Here is a 19392-nt window from a genome sequence, read left to right as displayed (position 1 = left end):
AATTTGTTCAATCTAGGGGCGATTAAATCGCGGCGCGAGGTTTGTAACCTAGTGGGCTAAGTAAAAACCGAGCAACATAGAGTTAATCGTCCCTAGGAAGAACCTATATTTTAATCTATGTAGTACACAGCATAGCTTGACGCTGTTACTTTAATCTCTCCAGCATGGTAGGCATCAGGTACATAGTTACTTGGTGCGCTATCAGCCATCATTACTTTTTCTGCACGCATGTACGGCTGCGACTGCACATTGAGTGGACTCAGTGATGCGCTGTATAATCCTTTTAAGTCAACGCCATAATCTTCACTAAACTCTTTTGCTGCGTCACGTGCGTCTTTAATTGCTAACTTTTGCGCTTTTTTATGCAGCTCGTTATAGTTACTTGCTAAAAATTGAGTTTGATTAATTTCGTTAATACCGTTGTTAACTAAGCTTTGTAGTAACTCTGGGTATTTATTTATATCACTGAGTTTTACTGTTAACGTACGAGAAACCTTAAAGCCTTTAAATTCTTGATTACCGGTAGTGCGGTTGTATTGGCTATCACGGTTTATTGAAATTTGCCCTGCGTTTATATCTCCCTCTTTAACACCAATTTCTTTTACGAGCTTAATTGCCTTGGCGATAGTTAAGTCGGTTTTATTTTTAGCAGCAATTAAGTCTTTATCAACTTCGGTAATACCTACACTAAGCTGTACGTAATCTGGCATTGTAGTAAGAGTAGCTTCGCCCTTAACATAAATATGAGGAGCATCGGGAGTCGCTGCCGCAAGTGCATCAAAGCTAAGTACGTTTAAAGCCAGTGCACTACCTAAAACAAGAGTCAGTGTTTTCATTAAGTCGATCCTTTAATTATGTAAAAGCAAGTAAACACCGTACGTGGTTAATTAAATATGAACAAGCACAAAAAAACAGGCAATTGCCTGTTTTTTGTTAAGCGTTGTAACTAATGCTATTACGCCATTTACTTTTAATTACTTATAAACCAAATTAAACACTACAACGTTTATAGTTACGGTATTTTGGTAACCAGTAATTTTTGTCGATTGCTGCCCATAATGCATCATCCGTAATCTCAAGAGCAACGCCCTCTTCGATTGCTTTTTTAGCGATGGCAAATGCAATACGTTTACTTAGCGTTTCAATTTCAGTCAAGGCTGGTAATAAACTACCTTTACCTGTGTTGGCACGCGGCGACGACTCTGCAAGCATTTCGCTAGACACACTTAACATTGCATCTGTAATGCGCGTCGCTTTAGCGGCAATAACACCTAAACCAATACCCGGGAAAATATAACTGTTGTTACATTGTGGGATTGGGAACATCTCGCCATTGTACTCAACAGGATCAAATGGGCTACCTGTGGCAACAAGTGCTTTACCGTCAGTCCACTTAATCACATCAGCAGGATGCGCTTCTACTTGCTTAGATGGATTACTTAATGGGAAAATAATTGGCTGTTCACAACCGGCATGCATAGCGCGTATTACTTGTTCTGTAAATAAGCCAGGTTGACCAGAAACACCAATCAAAATGTCAGGCTCAGCACAGTGCATAACATCAAGCAGTGATGCGTACTCGCCGCTGTATGTCCAATCACTTAAAGAGCCTTTAGGTTGTGCAAGTGCTTGTTGGAAATCGCGTAAGCCTTCCATACCCTCACTAAGCAAACCAAAACGGTCAACCATAAATACTTGGCTACGCGCTTGAGCTTCTGTAATACCTTCAAAAACCATTTGGCTAATAATTTGCTCAGCAATACCACAACCAGCAGAGCCTGCACCCACAAACACTACTTTTTGTTGGCTTAGGGTTGAATTTTTAACGCGACACGCAGCAAGTAAAGAACCGACTGTTACAGCCGCAGTACCTTGAATGTCATCGTTAAAACTACAAATTTCATTGCGGTAGCGCTTAAGTAATGGCATTGCATTTGGCTGTGCAAAATCTTCAAACTGAAGTAATACATTCGGCCAGCGACGTTTAACCGCTTTAATGAATAAATCTAAAAACTCATCGTATTCCTCTTGAGCAATACGCTTATGGCGTGCACCCATGTACATAGGATCGTTTAAAAGCTTTTCGTTATTAGTACCCACATCAAGCATTACAGGCAATGTGTATGCTGGGCTTATACCACCACACGCAGTGTAAAGTGACAATTTACCAATTGGAATACCCATGCCACCAATACCCTGATCGCCTAGGCCTAAAATACGCTCGCCATCGGTTACAACAATAACTTTTACTTTACCTTTGGTAGCGTTGCGTAAAATGTCGTCAATTTGGTAACGATCTTCATACGAAATAAATAAACCACGTGCACTGCGGTAAATGTCTGAGAATTTTTCACAAGCATCGCCCACTGTCGGTGTGTAAATGATTGGCATCATTTCTTCAAGGTGGTCACGTACTAAACGGTAGTAAAGTGTTTCGTTGTTATCTTGAATCGCACGTAAGTAAATATGCTTATTAAGGTTGTCGGTAAAGCTAGAATACTGCTGATAACAACGCTCAACTTGCTCTTCTATTGTTTCAAAGCGAGGAGGAAGTAAACCAGCAAGATTGAAATTTTCGCGTTCTTTTTTACTAAAGGCGCTGCCTTTATTTAATAGCGGTGTTTCAATTAGGCCAGGGCCAGAATGATGAATATATAAGTAGTTAGGATCAGTATTAGTTGTCATATTTCCAGGCTTTAACGGAGTCTTAAGTTATGATCTGTCATTATCAGTGTTAGAGGTTTAATTGCAACGACAATTAAGCTAGTCAGACCATTGAGAGAAAATACATGCGGGCTTCACTGCCCGCATGCATATTATACATAATTTAAAATTTGATAGTGGCGTTATTATCAGTTAAATCAGATAACGCAACACCTTCACGGCGCGGATCAGCGCCACCATATAAGGTATTATTTTTAACTTCAACTGCGTGTAAGCCTGAGTTTAAATCAATAATACGTACATTGTGGCCGCGTTTGGTAAGTGCAGGCGCAATGGCTTCTATGGCTGTGCCTTTTTCAAGGCTGGTGTAATCGTTACGATTTGTTGTACGCGGTAAGTTAATGGCGTCTTGCGCTGATAAATTCCAGTCAATAACACCCACAACAACTTGTGCAACGTAATCAATGATACGGCTACCACCAGGTGAGCCTACAATTAAGCGTAAGCTACCATCTTTATTAAATACCATTACCGGTGACATAGAGCTACGCGGGCGTTTTCCGGCCTCTACACGGTTTGCTACAAGCTTGCCATTTTTACGTGGCGATAACGAAAAGTCAGTTAATTGGTTATTTAAAATAAAGCCATTAACCATAACCGTAGAGCCAAACGCCATTTCAATTGAACTGGTCATCGAAACGGCATTACCTTTACTATCTACAATAGATACATGTGAGGTAGAAGGTAACTCGTATGAATCATCCATTGCATAACTTAAGTACCCTACAGGATTACCTGCTACCGCTTTTTGGTCTTTTTCGGTAATTAATTTAGCGCGTGAGGCAATATAATCTTTGTTTAAGAGCTCTTGTGTAGGTACTTGAGTAAAATCGGGATCACCCATGTACATATCGCGATCGGCAAATGCAATACGCGAAGCTTGGCTAAAGTAATGAATCGCCTTTTCGCCATTTGGCTTAAGTGCGCTCATATCTTTATGTTCAAGCAAGCCAAGCATTTGCAGTACTGCTACGCCGCCACTACTTGGTGGTGCCATAGAACACACGTTATAAGCACGGTATTGAATACATACCGCATCGCGTTCTTTACTTTTGTAATCTGCTAAATCTTGCACACTTAATTTACCAGGGGCAATTTTAGAGTGTTGAACAGCATTCACCATTTGTTTAGCGTTTTCGCCTTTGTAAAATGCATCAATGCCCTGCTTTGCAATGTCTTTGTACAAATCAGCAAGTGGTTGATTCTTTTTAACGCTACCCACTTCAATTAATTTACCATTAGGGTAAAAGTATTCGTTAATAATTGGCATGCTCAATACGCCTGGGTTTAACTGTCGGGCTAATAAGCCATGTAAACGCGGCGAAACTACAAAGCCTTGCTCTGCAAGTTCAATAGCAGGTTTAAAAAGCGCTTCCCACGGTAATGTACCGTATTGTTTATGTGCGCTTGCAAAGGCATGTAAAATACCGGGTACACCAACAGAGCGTCCACCTACTACGGCTTCAATCCATTTAACGGCTTTACCGTGTTTATCTAAAAACAGCGTTTCGTCTGCATTTGCAGGTGCGGTTTCGCGGCCATCAAAACTAGTCAATTTATTGTTAGCCTTGTTGTAATACATCATAAATGTACCACCGCCAATACCAGAGGATTGCGGTTCAACTAAGGTAAGCACTAGTTGAGTAGCAATCGCAGCATCTACGGCACTGCCGCCTTGGGCTAAAATTTGTTGACCGGCTTTTGAGGCATATGGATTTGCCGCAGCGACCATGTATTTATCACCTTGCACTACTTTTTTATGGATTAATCCGGTAGCAGCTTCAGGTTCGCGAGTTTCAATTTGAGTTGTTTGCTGTGCTAATGAAGGCAGTGATACTGCGCACAGTCCAATGGCAAATAATGAGTTAAGTTTAAAATGCATAAAAATACTAAAAACACTTAATTACGTAGTTGTATTTGGCATCTTAAAGTTAAACGGGCACAATATGCAAAAATTTTGACTAAAAAAATATAATAAAATGCTTAATTTACCTATTCAACCTCGTTATATATTACCGCCTATTATTTTGTTGCTTTTTAGTACCATTTTTGCTGCATTTGATTTAAATAGTTTACTTGAATTTAACCGAAGCCTAATTGATGATGGCGAACTGTGGCGAATCTTTTCTAGCCAATTTGTTCATGCTAACTGGGCTCATTTGGGACTAAATGCCAGTGGTGTTTTACTAATATGGTTACTACATGGCGAATACACATCCCCTACTCGCTACGCTTTTAATACAAGTGCGCTAGCACTGTGGTGTGGACTCGGTGTTTATTGGTTTTGCCCAAACATACATATTTACACCGGATTAAGTGCTCTACTGCATGGTGTAATTATTTGGGGCGCAGTTAAAGATATAACCGTAGGGCTTAAGTCGGGTTATTTATTATTTATAGGCGTATGGATTAAAATAGCGTTTGAGCAATTTAGCGGCCCTAATGCTGATATAGGAAAGCTTATTAACTCCACTGTGGCTATTGATGCACATTTAATTGGTGTAATTGGCGGGACTCTGCTTGCCATACCACTGGTTATAGAGCTCTTTAAAAAGAAAAAATAAAGTTAGATTTTGTTCAACCCAATAAAAACGCCGCATTAGTTAACTAAACCAATGCGGCGTTTTTGTTTTTATACTTTAAGAGTTAAAGATTAAAGCGTTTCTTTAAATAACTTATAAATACGGCGGTATTCGTCTAACCAGCTTGAAGGCTGTACAAAGCCATGCGGTTCTACAGGGAATATAGCTGTTTCAAAGTTTTGTTTTTCAAGCTCTATTAAGCGCTGTACTAAACGCACTGAGTCTTGAAAAAACACGTTATCGTCAACCATTGGGGCATTAATGAGTAAACGTTTGTTTAAGCCCTCAGCGTAATAAATTGGCGAGCTGCGCTCATACGCAATCGGGTCAACATCAGGATGGTTTAATATATTAGCAGTGTACCCCGTGTTGTAATGTGCCCAATCGGTAACTGGTCGTAGTGCCGCACCTGCCTGAAATAACTCAGGCGCGGTAAACAATGCCATAAAGGTCATAAAGCCGCCGTAAGAGCCACCATAAGTGCCGACTGCTTTGGTATCAACGTTGGCATTTTGCGCCATCCATTTAACGCCATCGGCTAAATCTTGTGTTTCAGGTGTGCCCATTTGACGATAAATCGCGGTACGCCAATCACGCCCGTAACCTTTAGATGCGCGGTAATCCATATCCATTACTATGTAACCTTCATCAGCGAGCAATGAATGAAACATAAATTCACGAAAATAAACCGAAAATCCCATATGTGAGTTTTGTAAGTAACCCGCGCCGTGGTTAAAAATAACTGCTTTGCGATTTTTACCTACTTCACCTTCTACGTAGTCAGCTGGGTAGTACACTTTTGCGTATATTGGTTGTTCGGTATGGCTCGATGGCACAGCAACAATTTTAGGTGCAGTTAGCTTTTTAGCTAAAAACTCATCCGACACTGTATGGGTTAAGCGCGTTGCTTTTGCATTGGCTTGTGCCTCAGCTACATAAAGCTCATTAGGCATCGTAATTGTAGAGTGCTTAAGGAGTAACTTGGTTTCATCTGGGCTTAACGTGTAATCGGTCATGCCGTTTAAGTCAGTAACTTGCTCACTCTTACCTGTTTGCGGGTTAACACGGTAAATTTCGTACAGACCTGGGTGTTCAACATTCGCTTTATAATAAATTGCGCTGTTGTCACTGGTAAGCGTTAAGTTAGAAACCTCAAATTGGCCTTGTGTTAGCGCGGTTGCACTACCATTAACTGGTTTTTTATAAAGCTGACTGTAACCCGACTCTTCCGATAGGTAATAAAGCGTGTTCGAGTTATGTAACCACCCAAAGTCGTTAAACGCATAAGCAATCCATGCATCGTCATGTAGGCGATGTTGCGACACAAGTTTGTTGTTTTCAAAATCAACAGTAGCAAGCCAGCGGTCTTTGTTATCCCATGCTTCGAGCATGATAGCCACTTGCGAGCCGTCATCGTTCCATACTATTGGGCTTTGCTCAAAACCCCAGTCCATAATAAGGTTAATGCCACGAGGCGCCTTTTTAGACTTATATGTTTTACCATCACGTGCATAATTTTCTTTTTTAACTGCGGCTAAAACATCTTCGTCAAAGCCCGGTAAAGTATTAAAGCTAAGTGATGTTTGCTCTTTGTTAGTTAAATTGATGTAGACAAGCTTTGAGGTTTCTTCTTTAGCGTCAGCTACACGGCGGCGTGCTTTTTTAGGCTCAATGGTTGCATCATTAGTGATGTAATTTGGCATGATATCGCCATCACCGCGCCAATCTGTTTGCTTTTGTACAACGACTAATAACGCATCACCATTTGGCGAAAGCTGTGCTTCTGCAACTTTATTACCGTCACCTAAGTAGTAAGCCGTATTAGCAATTGAATCGTTTTGTTCATTAATTTGCTCACTGCGCGCTTGCTTATCTTTTTTATTTTTTTGTTGAAGCGCCACAAATTTAATCAATTTATGCTGTTCTTTAGCAATATACGTGCTTGGCTCTTCAATTCCTTTTGGCTCATCAGTAAGTTTTAAGTTAGCAAGCTCGCTCGTTAAGCCTGTTTTTAAATCAACTTTAAAAAACACATTGCCTTGGCGGTAAACTAAATCGCCATTATTTAAAAATTGTGGTTTAGACTCGTTTGCTGATGTAGCTGTAATTTGCTTAAGTTCACCGGTTTTTAGGTTTTTAACAAACACATTGCCTTTAAATGTGTAAGCCGCCATTGTTTTATTTTTAGAATAAACGGCTTTATTAGAACCCACAGTATGAAGTTTATTAAGAGCTACCTGCTCTGCTGTTTGGCTAGTAACAGATTGGCTAAATAAATTGCGTAGTGTATTACCTTGCTCTTTTTGAGCATAAATAATAGTAGCCGAATCGCTAGCCCAATAAGCGCTCTCTGGCTGATTGCCCATCCAATCAGGATCGGCCATTGCTTGTTCTAGCGTTATTTTTTGTGAGCCGATATCTGCTGGCGTGTTCACAACCGCAGCAACCTTACTTGCTGGTAAAGCACTTTGCTGTGTTGAAGAGGTGTTAGCGGTAGCGCTACAGCCTGCAAGCATAACACTTGAGGCAACAGCTAAGGCCACTAACGTTTTAGATGAAGAAAAATTAAAAATCATAGTGCTTCTATACGGTTATTATAATTAAGCCGTATTTAAGCAGAAGCACTTAAGTTATTGCAATTTTTTAAGATAAATAGCCATTAAACAGGGTAAAGCTCTGTTTACTAGCGCTTCTCTTGTTAACAGGCGTTATTCAATTACCAAATCAAGCCAAACCATGCGGTGATCGCTCGATGCGTTTCTATCTTTAATTAAACGATATTCACTACTCGTTTTAGTAGGCCAAAACACACCACCGTCCTTAATTTTTAAACCATAGTTTGACGGTAAAACGTAATCAACACGGGCTTGCCAATTAGCACTGTAATTTTGTGCATAAGGCACATCATACTGCTCTTTAGCACCTTCGCTTTTTGGAACAAAGCTTGCGTTGATAAGTGGGTTTTTAAGTAATTGGTCGGTGGTATTTGTACGGGCTTTGTCCCCTTCAGGGGCTGCATTTAAATCGCCTAAAATAACAAAACGAGAGTGAGCTTTTAAACCGCCCTTTTCGCCTTTATCGTCATAAATATACTTAGCATTTGAAACGTAATCGGCAATTAACTTTACTTCATCGTGGTTACGCTTGCCGTTTCTATCCTCTTCACCGTCAAATACAGGCGGTGTTGGGTGAGATGCAATAACATGAATTGTTTTATCATTTACGCTAATAGGTAAATCCCAAAACGATTTAGAACTGAGCCTAAGTGTTTGCCATTCTTGTGCGTTATACCAGTTTTCACCTGTTTTAGGCATCACAGGCATTTGTGCATTTGGCATGTCTTTATATTTAAAGGTTTGAAGGGTTCTTACTTTATCAAAATCGATTGGGTATTTTGACAAAATAGCCATACCATAATGCCCTTCAAAAAAGCCAAAGCCTTGTGCATCGCCCATCACGCCATTTTTATTGCCATCGTTATCTAAATCAAACTCGGTAGCTAGGCCTGTATTTACTGGTGCAATATAAGAGTAAGGGTAGTTAATAGCGGCTTGTTTTTGCTGACTTACGTTTAAATAATACTGATTAAAGTATTCAATGCCTTGCTCTTTTGGGATGTAATCAAATTCGTTAAGTAAAATAATATCAGGGCGAACACGCTGAATAATTTCCGCTATGTTCTTAATTTGCTGGTGGTTAGCTTTAAGTGCATTAACTAAAGCATCACTTTTAACTTGCTCACCTTTAGGCGTGTGATTAGTTGCATCCATACTTACATTAAAAGTTGCAACACGAATAGATTCCGATGCAAATGTATTTAAGCTAAATAATGCAGTAATGGCTAGCACGCCAGATATTGTTTTTAGTTTCATTGTTTTACTTCACAAATTTAAAATTAGACTTTAACAGTATTACATATTCAAAGCCCATTTTTATGACAAAAAAATACCGGCTTAAGCCGGTATTTATATAAAGGTATGATAACTATTCGCTGAGCACTAAATTGGCAGCTGCTTTTAAAATACCGGGATAATCTTGCTCTGGTAGGTACTCTGTAAGTTCACCAAGTTTGTCTGCTAGTTCGCTCATATTAGCAGCCGATACGTTTATATGGCCCATTTTACGACCTGGCTTAGCTGTTTTACCGTACCAATGGCTCGTTACATCAACCGTTTTTAATACTTCACTTGGAATACTTGGTTGGCCTAATACGTTTATCATCGCGGTAATGTGTTTAAGCTCTGTATTACCAAGCGGTAAGCCTGCAACAGCGCGCATGTGGTTTTCAAACTGCGAGCAATGGCAACCTTGTTGCGTCCAATGGCCTGAGTTATGTACGCGCGGTGCAATTTCGTTAACGAGTAACGTGCCATGTACATCAAAAAACTCAATAGCTAACACGCCAACGTAGTTAAGCTCATTTGCTATTTTTGTAAATGCATCGTTTGCTTGAGCTTCAACACTTTGATTATTTTTACCGGCAATAGAAAGCGTTAATACACCATTTGTGTGCTCGTTTTCTGTTAGCGGATAAATAGCAACGTTACCGTGTTTATCGCGCGCACCAATAATAGATACTTCACGATCAAACGGGATCATTTTTTCAGCAATAATCGTATGTGGCGCAAGTTCGGTGCCTGATGCAATAAAATCAGCCATTTGTGACCAAATTTCGTCTATTTGATCATCCGATTTTAAACGCCATTGGCCTTTTCCGTCGTAACCCGCTTGGCATGTTTTAATTACAAGTGGTTTACCTAGAGTTTTAACGGCAAGTTCTAAATGCGCTTTTTCAGTAATTAATTGGTACGGCGCACAAGTTACGTTTGTTTTATCAAGCAATGTCTTTTCAAGCGAGCGATCGCCACCGGTTTTAATAGCGGCTTTTTCTGGGTAAAACTTATTACTGTTACAGCAAAGGGTTAGAACATCATCAGGAATGTGCTCAAACTCGGCAGTAATGGCATCAGCGTTTGATATTGCTTGCTCAAGCGACGTGTTATAAATGTCACCGGTTAGCGGGTGCATAATTTGTTTACTGCCTACATCGTACGCAACAACGTTTAAATTAAGCGGCGCGCCTGCAAGGCTCATCATGCGTGCAAGTTGCCCTGCACCTAATATTAAAATATTCATTATTACTCTGCGGGGTTTGGATTAGCTAATATAGTGTCGGTTTGCGCTTTACGAAAAGCTTCAATTTTTGCAAAAATTTCTGGATTTTGACATCCTAAAATTTGTGCAGCTAATAAACCCGCGTTTGCTGCGCCCGGCTCACCAATTGCAAGCGTACCTACTGCAACGCCTTTAGGCATTTGGCAAATAGATAAAAGTGAATCAACACCATTTAATGCTTTTGATTTTACAGGTACGCCAAGTACAGGAAGCGACGTAAAAGCAGCTGCCATACCAGGTAAATGCGCTGCGCCGCCAGCACCAGCAATAATAACTTTAATACCACGTTCTGCGGCTGAACTTGCGTAATCAGCAAGTAATTGAGGAGTGCGGTGTGCAGACACGACTTTGGTTTCGTACTTAATACCAAAATGCTCTAGCATAAGTGCTGCATGTTCCATGGTTGGCCAATCTGATTTAGAACCCATAATAATGCCAACAGTCATAAATACTCCTCAGTAATGTATTTTAAAAATAGCGGACTTATGTCCGGTTTTAGGCGGGTATTATACCCAAACCAAGTTTAATTGCGACTCACAAAAACAAAAAAAGCCATGTTTAAACATGGCTTTTTAGAGTTAACAGGTAAATAGCTAATTAAGCTTCTTTACTCGCTAGGTATTCTGCGTAGTTGCCTCTAAAGTCGATAACTTTACCGTCTTTAATTTCCCAAATACGGGTCGCAACCGACGATACAAACTGACGGTCGTGGGAAACAAACATCAATGTACCCTCGTAAGCTTCAAGGGCTAAGTTAAGCGCTTCAATTGATTCCATATCCATGTGGTTAGTTGGCTCATCCATTAACAATATGTTTGGCTTATGCATCATAATTTTACCAAACAACATGCGGCCTTGCTCACCACCTGAAATTACTTTAACTGATTTTTTAATATCGTTTTGAGAGAATAACATACGGCCTAAGAAGCTACGAACCACTTGCTCGTCGTCGCCTTCTTGTTGCCATTGCTCCATCCACTGAAACAAGTTCATGTCGGTTGCAAACTCATCAGCGTGATCTTGCGCGTAGTAACCAATATTCGCATTTTCCGAGAACTTAAACTCACCAGCTTTAGGGGCTAAGCGCCCTGCTAATGTATTAAGTAATGTTGTTTTACCAACACCATTTTCACCAATAATAGCAATACGTTCGCCAACTTCTACTAAACCTTCAAGTCCAGAAAACAACGTATTGTCGTCAAAACCTTGTGTTAAGTTTGTCATTTCAAGTGCGTTTCTGAATAACTGCTTTTCTTGATCAAAACGGATAAACGGCGTTTGGCGTGAAGATGCTTTAACTTCGTCTAATTGGATTTTGTCGATACGTTTAGCACGCGATGTTGCTTGCTTAGCTTTAGATGCGTTAGCAGAGAAACGAGATACAAACTGTTGAAGTTCAGCAATTTGGTTTTTCTTTTTCGCGTTTTCGTTAAGTAATTGCTCACGTGCTTGCGTTGCTGCAAACATGTATTCGTCATAATTACCTGGGTAAATACGAAGCTCGCCGTAGTCAATGTCGGCCATGTGTGTACACACAGAGTTTAAAAAGTGACGGTCATGCGAGATGATTATCATGGTACAGTCGCGCTGATTTAACACGTCTTCTAACCACTTGATGGTGTAAATATCCAAGTTATTAGTAGGCTCATCAAGTAGCATAATGTCTGGGTCTGAAAATAATACCTGTGCAAGTAGTACGCGCAGCTTAAAACCCGGTGCAATTTCTGACATTGGGCCAAAGTGTTGGTCAGTGCCAATACCTACACCTAATAAAAGCTCACCTGCTTTAGATTCAGCAGAGTAACCATCCATTTCAGCAAATTCAGTTTCAAGATCGGCTACTTTCATACCGTCTTCTTCACTCATTTCAGGTAAAGAGTAAATACGGTCACGTTCTTGTTTGATTTCCCACAGCTCTTTGTGGCCCATAATCACGGTATCGATTACTGAGTATTCTTCGTAGGCAAACTGATCTTGATTAAGTTTAGCAACGCGTTCGTTAGGATCAGTACTTACATTACCTGAAGACGCTTCAAGCTCACCACTTAAAATTTTCATAAATGTTGATTTACCACAACCATTTGCACCGATTAAACCGTAACGGTTACCATCGCCGAATTTTGCTGAGATATTTTCAAATAATGGTTTAGCACCAAATTGCATGGTGACATTAGCTGTACTAATAATAGCGCTACCCTCCAAAGGAGTAATGATGTATTTAAATTGCGCGCAGTTTAAACCAAAATGGCCTGTTTTTCTATGAAAGTTTAAAGGCAAACCACTTCGTTTTAGCCATTTATTATGGCTATGTAGTTAGTAGTAAAAATAACGGATTAGATTTAATGGTTTCGTTAATTTTTATTCAACTTATTCTAATTAAAATCCATAAAGTATGTTTTACATACAGGCATAAGAGATTAGAAATTACGATACAAATTAGAGTAAAAACACTTTTAACGTGTTTGTGTGTCTACTTAACTCATTTTTGTTCACCCTATAATAATAAAAAGTTATATTTATGAAAATAAAGTACTTTTAGAGCTTTTACACTAGTTACTACTTTTTAACCAAGATGAAAATAATTCAAATTACAATTTTTACACATCGCTAATTCCTCACCCTATTTACCTATCAAATCATTAAAAACATAAACTTTTGCAACACCTGAAAAACAAAATTAACCTTTAGTGAATATCCGTTAAGTTTAACGATTAATTTTATTGAGTATTTTTCACTTTTGAGCCGTTTATTGCTTTGTTAGTCTTCGAATCTGAATTTTTACCTACGTAAAAAATTGACCAATTTACACAGGGCAACACACAAGATGAGCAAAAAATTAGCGACGCTTATTAGCGCAAGTATTGTATTCGCACCCGCTGTTTCGGCAGTAGAATTATACAAAGATGACAAAAATACTGTTGAAGTTGGTGGATATCTTGATGTGCGTGTTATTAATACACAAAACGAAACCGAAGTTGTTAACGGTACTTCGCGCATTAACTTTGGATTTACCCGAAAGCTTAAGAAAGACTGGACCGCACTCGCACTCGTAGAATGGGGTGTAAACCCTGTTGGCAGCAGCGATATTATTTATAACAATCGTTTTGAGTCTATCCAGGATGAGTTTTTATACAACCGTTTAGGTTACGCAGGGCTTTCGCACGAAAAATATGGCCAACTTACCATTGGTAAACAATGGGGTGCATGGTACGACGTAGTTTACGGCACAAATAATAGCTTTGTATGGGATGGTAATGCGGCTGGTGTTTACACCTATAACAAAGACGATGGCGCTGTTAATGGCACTGGCCGTGGAGATAAATTAGTGCAGTACCGCAATAGCTATAATGATTTTAGTTTTGCAGTACAAGCGCAGCTTAAAAACAGCGAATTTTATACCTGTGACGTAACCGACATTTCAGAAGAAGAATGTGAAGCACTTTGGAACTCTGGCGATAGTGCAGCCCAAGAAGTTGAATTTAATTACACATTTGGTGCGTCTGTAACTTATACCCCAACTGACATGCTAACACTTACAGCAGGTGTTAACCGTGGTGAGTTTGATTTAACGTTTGGCGATGGTTCTACTCGCAATGTTGAAGATTTAATTTATGGTGCAGGTATTATGTGGGGCAACATTGATGAGCCCGGCCTATACGTTGCAGCCAACGTAAATAAAAACAAAAACCACGACACAGATAACATTGGTCGCTTAATTAAAGACGCAATCGGTGTAGAAACATTTGCATCTTACCGCTTTGATAACGATTTTCGCCCTTTTATTGCCTACAACGTGTTTGATGCCGGTGATGATTACGTAATTCAGCCAAACTTTAACGCCGACCCAGACGATATATTTAAGCGTCAGTTTGCTGTTATTGGCCTTCACTACTTAATTGACGAAGACACTATTGCCTACGTAGAAGCGCGTAAAGACTTTAGCGACTTTGAAAGCGATAACGACGATCAACAAGCACAAATGGAACAGTCGGAAGATGACGGTATAGCATTTGGTTTTAGATATAAGTTTTAAATATAAGTTTATAAAACGACTACAACTTCCCTAAGCACAACCCTTTTAGCCCTTTTAACTTTTTTAACTGGGCTTTTTTTTATTCCGCCATACTTTTTTCAATACTCAATTTTGCATTTAAGGCTATTTCAAAAAAGGCATTAACAGCCGCATTGGTATCTGCTTTTTTAATTTGTAATAGCACCATTCACGATGCCCCTATTTTTAACGTTTACCGTTTTGCTGCTCATTACAATGAGCGGGGAAAACTTTAATTAAGCACTCATATTCCACACTCGGCATTTATATTTTTAGTGGATGTAGTTATCGCAGGCTTTATTATTTTGATTACCTCTTTGATTACTTTTTTCTAATTTGACTCTATTGCTAAGCTTAGCATTATAATAACACTTAGTATGATGTGTTCTTTTACTGTAAAGCCACCAGCCAACTTATATTAACTGCATTAAGAGTATAAAAAGATGCTGAAACTATATTGAAATTGCAAAGTACTTACACTGCTTATTGCTGATCACAAAGGCGAAAGGCTGATTAAAAGCAGTAACAAATAGATGTGTATATGCTTCATGGGTACTGACGGTATTCTAATTTAATAGTTGTGTACTGTATATAAAAACAGTACATGTAATTGCTGTGCAAAAGTAATTTAAACCTACCTTTTTTTGTAAGTCGTTAATAATATTGAACTAAGTGAATTGTTATAAAGCTGATTAGTTATCATAAATAGATAAAACAACGACAACTGTATATGTATACAGTTGTCGCTTAAACCTATCTAACCTACTTTTTATTAAACGTACTATAACCAGCTAATGCCTTAGCCACACTAATTGATGGATTATCTGAATGCTCAGCACCTTTGTTTATAGCACTTTGCCACACAAGGTTATTGTTAGGGTTGGCTGTTAAAACGGTCTCTAAATTACTAAACGCTTTTAACATTAACGGATGCTCTGCCCCACCCACCGAAAGATATAAATAAGTAGACGATTTAACTTTGTTATCTTGAGCACTTAAAAACGCTTCTAAATTATTAACTACGGTCATATCGTCATACCAAGCCGCTGGGCTAAAAGCAAAATAGCCATTAAACAATTCAGGCTTTGTATGCAGTGTATAAAGCACAAAGCTACCACCTGCCGAAAAACCACTTAATACACGGTTATTACTAAGCTTATATTTTGCTGATAAATAAGGGAGTAACTCAGTTTCAATAAACGCTAAAAACTTGTCGGCTTCACCATTTGGTTCAATAAGTGTTTCATGCTCTGGACGCGCTTGTGTATTTACATCTTGGCGAGCATAAGGGGGCACTAAATCGCGATTACGTGTATCTGTAAAAAACAAATTAGGAATAGACACCAATATAGCCTTATCCCCTTTTTCGCTCTTAGCTTGTTTTGTAAGTGCTTTATCCCATGTATCTAAATTAAAGTTACCATCGGTTTTAATAATTAACGGATACGCTTTTTTAGGATTGTAATTAGCGGGCAATCTTATAAACACTTTGCGCGACTCATTAAGCACGCTTGAGTTAATTGTTACATCTGTATAGGCCGATACATAATGGTTATAATAACGTATAGCTAAAATACCAATAGCAAAAATGACTACGGCTAAACTTAAATTAATAATATAGTGTTTTGTTATTTTTATTGCCATACGGCATTCCTTTCAATGTTTAGGAGTTATTTAATCGAGCTTAACCCATTGCTTTATTTCCAGCGCGGTCATAATAAGCTCAACCGAAAACGCGGCTAAAATCATCCCCATCACACGCGTTAAAATAGACGCGCGCCAGTACCAATTAGCTTAATAATTTTACCCGAAAGCAGCAACAGTATTAAGGTAATACCCAACACACCAAGTGTAACAAGCGCTGTGCCTATTTGAGTAGTAATTGGGTGTATGTGGTTATCGGTAAGTAGTATTACCGCCAAAATAGCGCCAGGAGTCGCCGTTGCAGGTATAGCAAGCGGAAACACGGCTATATCGTGATCGGGGTCTTGTTTGGCTTTGTTAGAATCGTTTCCAAAAATCATTTGCAGGCCAAACAAAAACAATATAATTCCGCCCCCTAACTGAAACGACACCAACCTAATTCCCATCGCATTAAGTATTAGTTGCCCTATTAAAATAGAACCCAATAATACGCCCCCGGCATAAAGTACCGTTTTAAATGCAGTTTTACGGCGTTGTTGATCAGTTAAATGAGAAGTAAGCGCAGCAAACAGCGCCATAGTGCCTATTGGGTCAATGGTCGCCCAAATTACAAGCGCATCTTGAGAGAGTTTTTCTAGCATATAAAATCCTTGTTAAGCGTAAATGTTTAATAAAACACGGGTAACAAATTCATTTGCTTACGCTTAACTATAATAGAAAGCCGCTATTTTTTGTATTTTATTTACTGAGCTTTAAGGATTGAGGATTGAAAAAAGGTAAGCACTTATAATTGCCGTCTTGAGTTAAAGTGATTTATGCCAAATAGAATTTTCTCTTAAACTAAAGCCCAGTTTCATAAGTAAATTATGGGAACGTGCATTATGTGCACTCACCTCAGCAGACAAATGTTTAAGCGGAATATGCTTAACTAGAGTTTCAATAAAACCGGTCACCACTTCAAACATTACGCCCTTATCCCAAAAGTCAGGATGCAGCTCAAATCCTATAAACGCACTACTTTTACACGGGGTTAAATTATAAAGCCCACAAGTACCCATTAACTTTCCAGATATATTATGTTCAATTGCTACTCGAATTACTTCACCTTCGTAATATGCACTAATATCATCTTGTATTAATTGTTTAATTTGCGTTTTGCTAAGTGGTGTTTCGTAGTCGTTAAATTCTGACACGTGCGGGTGATTTAAAATATTAAATAAACACGCTGCGTGTTTGTGGGTAACTAAACGTAGCGTAACGCGCTCAAGCTTTGTGGTGTTAAACATTTTATTTAAGTGGTTAGTTAAATTAGCTCTTTATGGGCACGCATTATTAACTTACCATACCCCTTTAACAAGCATTATCTTTAAAGCAAAAAGAGTAAGAGAACGTAATGAGTGACGATTTTAAAGTAATACAACCCACTACCACAGTATATTGCCCAAAGCGCGGCGAAGGCTGGACCTTAACAGGCATTACTAATATTAACGAGTTTACCTCAGTAATGTTTGACGGCACACGCTATACGCTTCCAGCACGCGAAATAGTAGAAGAACTTCTTCCTAACCAATTAGCGCGTGAGCAAAATAGCTAACCAAACACATACACAGTAAAAAGGCTGCTATTTTGCAGCCTACTATCTAATTAACGAGTTAAAATGCATCGTCTTCGCTGTAAACATTAACGTTTAGCTCGTCATCATTTTCAAATACCACAAACGAAATAGGCTTACAGCATACTTGGCAGTCTTCTATGTATTGCTCATCAATATCTGCTGCATCAAGTAATACTTCTATACTTTCTCCACAATAAGGGCAGCTTATTGATGTTTCTGTTAACTGGTTCATTTATCACCTGCTAATTTATATCACGAATGTTGTCACTTTAATGAACACGTAAGCATAATTCAACACCCCATTAAATAACGCATACTTGGCTAACCCAATTAAACCATGCTACTAACTTAAATAGTGATCTTGTTACTAACCTTATCCCTATAAAACTTGTCAAAGCACAATATTTTTCACCATATATAAGTTGGCCAGCCCTCTACAATGAAATTGTATTAGCACTTAGCGGGTCTAACTTTATAAGTATTTATAAACTCACAGTACAGATGGATAATTTTATGAAAAAATCACTTACGCTTGCATTAACATCTGCCGTTATTTTGTTTAGTACATTTTCCCATGCAGCTAAAACCGAAAAAGCCGTTCTAGCTGGAGGTTGTTTTTGGTGTATGGAAAGTGACTTTGAAAAGCTAGAAGGTGTAACCGATGTAATATCGGGCTTTACTGGCGGTAAACTTAAAAACCCGACATACAATGGTAATCATAAAGGCCATTACGAGGCCGTAGAAATCACATACGATCCGGCCATAGTAAGCTATCAGGGCATACTTGATCATTACTGGGTAAATATTGATCCCTTTGATGCCAAAGGCCAATTTTGTGATAAAGGCCCTAGTTACTTAAGCGCTATATTTGTACAAAACGACGAACAACGTAAATTAGCTGAAAAAACAAAAGCAGCTGTTGTAGCCGAGTTCCCTAATCAAACTGTGGTTACACCTATACTAAACGCAAGCACCTTTTACCCTATAAAAGGGAGGGAAAGCTTTCACCAAGATTATTACAAAAACAATCCAATCCGATACAACACTTATCGTTGGCGTTGTGGTCGCGACAGCCGCCTAGAAGAAATTTGGGGCGACAGAGCAACCCATTAATCGCGTTAAATCAGGTATACCACAGTAAAATATTAAAAGGCTGGTTTAATTATCAGCTTTTTAATATTTTAGTTATTGCGAGATTCTTTAATAAATCGATATCTAAATTCAGATAAATAACCAACAATGCTAACAAGCAAAGCAGAATTAAAATCACCTCTCACAAGCTGTGTCCAAACATTTCCTTCTCCATTAAAGCTAATGTAAATAACCATAATAAAAGCAACAAACGCTGAAACTTGATACATCCAAGAATATTCACCAAAAAATTTCTGTGTCACACTTTTTTCTTTTAATTTATCTTCCACAATTAATCTCCATTTTATATTGCTATTAAATCCTAGCTATAACATAGGCAAAATAAGGAATTTATAATAAAGGTTTATTTATACACCGTCTATTTCATAAAGCCTTTGTTATTAAGCTAAATGCTTGAATAGCAAATAGGATACATGTCACTTCGCTTTAAGTGGACAGCACTGCTTGAC

17 protein-coding genes are annotated in these 19392 nt (G+C 38.7%); 4 read left to right on the top strand and 13 right to left on the bottom strand.

The window, feature by feature from the left end; translation table 11 throughout:
* Positions 1-110: 110 nt before the first annotated feature.
* The 3 genes from I6E69_RS07790 to ggt all read right to left on the bottom strand — a co-directional run bounded on the left by I6E69_RS07790 (position 111) and on the right by ggt (position 4606).
* Positions 111-836, bottom strand: coding sequence for an SIMPL domain-containing protein (locus tag I6E69_RS07790; protein WP_007586691.1), 726 nt, complete (start codon positions 834-836; stop codon positions 111-113).
* Between the two features lie 154 nt (positions 837-990).
* Positions 991-2685 carry an NAD-dependent malic enzyme gene (locus I6E69_RS07785; RefSeq protein WP_197120977.1) on the bottom strand — a complete coding sequence of 565 codons (1695 nt, stop codon included), beginning with the start codon at positions 2683-2685 and terminating at the stop codon, positions 991-993.
* 142 nt (positions 2686-2827) lie between these two features.
* The gene (gene ggt / locus I6E69_RS07780) at positions 2828-4606 is read right to left on the bottom strand and encodes a gamma-glutamyltransferase (protein ID WP_197120976.1); all 1779 of its coding nucleotides are present in this window, start codon (positions 4604-4606) and stop codon (positions 2828-2830) included.
* A 97-nt stretch (positions 4607-4703) separates the two neighbouring features.
* On the opposite strand from ggt, the gene rrtA reads away from it, so the two are divergent.
* Positions 4704-5288 carry a rhombosortase gene (gene rrtA, locus I6E69_RS07775; protein WP_197120975.1) on the top strand — a complete coding sequence of 195 codons (585 nt, stop codon included), beginning with the start codon at positions 4704-4706 and terminating at the stop codon, positions 5286-5288.
* Positions 5289-5377: 89 nt separating this feature from the next.
* Here the strand turns inward: rrtA and I6E69_RS07770 are convergent, their stop codons facing one another.
* From I6E69_RS07770 to I6E69_RS07750, 5 genes are all read right to left on the bottom strand, one after another.
* The gene (locus I6E69_RS07770; RefSeq protein ID WP_197120974.1) at positions 5378-7882 is read right to left on the bottom strand and encodes a prolyl oligopeptidase family serine peptidase; all 2505 of its coding nucleotides are present in this window, start codon (positions 7880-7882) and stop codon (positions 5378-5380) included.
* Positions 7883-8014: 132 nt separating this feature from the next.
* Positions 8015-9178: an endonuclease/exonuclease/phosphatase family protein gene (locus I6E69_RS07765; RefSeq protein WP_197120973.1), complete on the bottom strand. Its 1164-nt coding sequence runs from the start codon at positions 9176-9178 to the stop codon at positions 8015-8017.
* 112 nt (positions 9179-9290) lie between these two features.
* Complete coding sequence (locus I6E69_RS07760; protein ID WP_197120972.1) at positions 9291-10442, bottom strand: 5-(carboxyamino)imidazole ribonucleotide synthase; 1152 nt, start codon at positions 10440-10442, stop codon at positions 9291-9293.
* A 2-nt stretch (positions 10443-10444) separates the two neighbouring features.
* Entirely contained in the window at positions 10445-10927 is a 483-nt protein-coding gene (gene purE, locus I6E69_RS07755) for a 5-(carboxyamino)imidazole ribonucleotide mutase (protein WP_002962540.1), read from the bottom strand.
* 151 nt (positions 10928-11078) lie between these two features.
* Positions 11079-12668 carry an ABC-F family ATPase gene (locus tag I6E69_RS07750; protein WP_076914937.1) on the bottom strand — a complete coding sequence of 530 codons (1590 nt, stop codon included), beginning with the start codon at positions 12666-12668 and terminating at the stop codon, positions 11079-11081.
* Between the two features lie 637 nt (positions 12669-13305).
* On the opposite strand from I6E69_RS07750, the gene I6E69_RS07745 reads away from it, so the two are divergent.
* The gene (locus tag I6E69_RS07745; protein WP_188160771.1) at positions 13306-14514 is read left to right on the top strand and encodes a porin; all 1209 of its coding nucleotides are present in this window, start codon (positions 13306-13308) and stop codon (positions 14512-14514) included.
* Positions 14515-15294: 780 nt separating this feature from the next.
* Here I6E69_RS07745 and I6E69_RS07735 read toward each other — a convergent pair.
* From I6E69_RS07735 to I6E69_RS07725, 3 genes are all read right to left on the bottom strand, one after another.
* On the bottom strand, positions 15295-16176 hold the full coding sequence (locus I6E69_RS07735) for an alpha/beta hydrolase (RefSeq protein WP_197120971.1): 882 nt from the start codon (positions 16174-16176) through the stop codon (positions 15295-15297).
* Positions 16177-16295: 119 nt separating this feature from the next.
* Positions 16296-16817: a MarC family protein gene (locus tag I6E69_RS07730; RefSeq protein ID WP_231619735.1), complete on the bottom strand. Its 522-nt coding sequence runs from the start codon at positions 16815-16817 to the stop codon at positions 16296-16298.
* Between the two features lie 162 nt (positions 16818-16979).
* On the bottom strand, positions 16980-17462 hold the full coding sequence (locus I6E69_RS07725; RefSeq protein WP_002962624.1) for a GNAT family N-acetyltransferase: 483 nt from the start codon (positions 17460-17462) through the stop codon (positions 16980-16982).
* Between the two features lie 107 nt (positions 17463-17569).
* Here I6E69_RS07725 and I6E69_RS07720 point away from each other — a divergent pair, with 107 nt between their 5' ends.
* Complete coding sequence (locus I6E69_RS07720; protein WP_002962626.1) at positions 17570-17770, top strand: hypothetical protein; 201 nt, start codon at positions 17570-17572, stop codon at positions 17768-17770.
* A 58-nt stretch (positions 17771-17828) separates the two neighbouring features.
* Here the strand turns inward: I6E69_RS07720 and I6E69_RS07715 are convergent, their stop codons facing one another.
* Positions 17829-18023: a CPXCG motif-containing cysteine-rich protein gene (locus I6E69_RS07715; protein WP_002962627.1), complete on the bottom strand. Its 195-nt coding sequence runs from the start codon at positions 18021-18023 to the stop codon at positions 17829-17831.
* Between the two features lie 281 nt (positions 18024-18304).
* Between I6E69_RS07715 and msrA the strand changes: the two genes are divergently transcribed.
* Positions 18305-18904 carry a peptide-methionine (S)-S-oxide reductase MsrA gene (gene msrA, locus I6E69_RS07710; protein ID WP_039487894.1) on the top strand — a complete coding sequence of 200 codons (600 nt, stop codon included), beginning with the start codon at positions 18305-18307 and terminating at the stop codon, positions 18902-18904.
* 68 nt (positions 18905-18972) lie between these two features.
* Here the strand turns inward: msrA and I6E69_RS07705 are convergent, their stop codons facing one another.
* Positions 18973-19212 carry a hypothetical protein gene (locus I6E69_RS07705; protein WP_002962631.1) on the bottom strand — a complete coding sequence of 80 codons (240 nt, stop codon included), beginning with the start codon at positions 19210-19212 and terminating at the stop codon, positions 18973-18975.
* Positions 19213-19392 lie beyond the last annotated feature (180 nt).

Origin of the sequence: Pseudoalteromonas sp. NZS100, assembly GCF_015864815.1 — a bacterium.
GTDB classification, from domain to species: domain Bacteria; phylum Pseudomonadota; class Gammaproteobacteria; order Enterobacterales; family Alteromonadaceae; genus Pseudoalteromonas; species Pseudoalteromonas distincta.
Note: the sequence above shows the minus strand (reverse complement) of the source record. Positions and strands in the feature narration are given on the sequence as shown.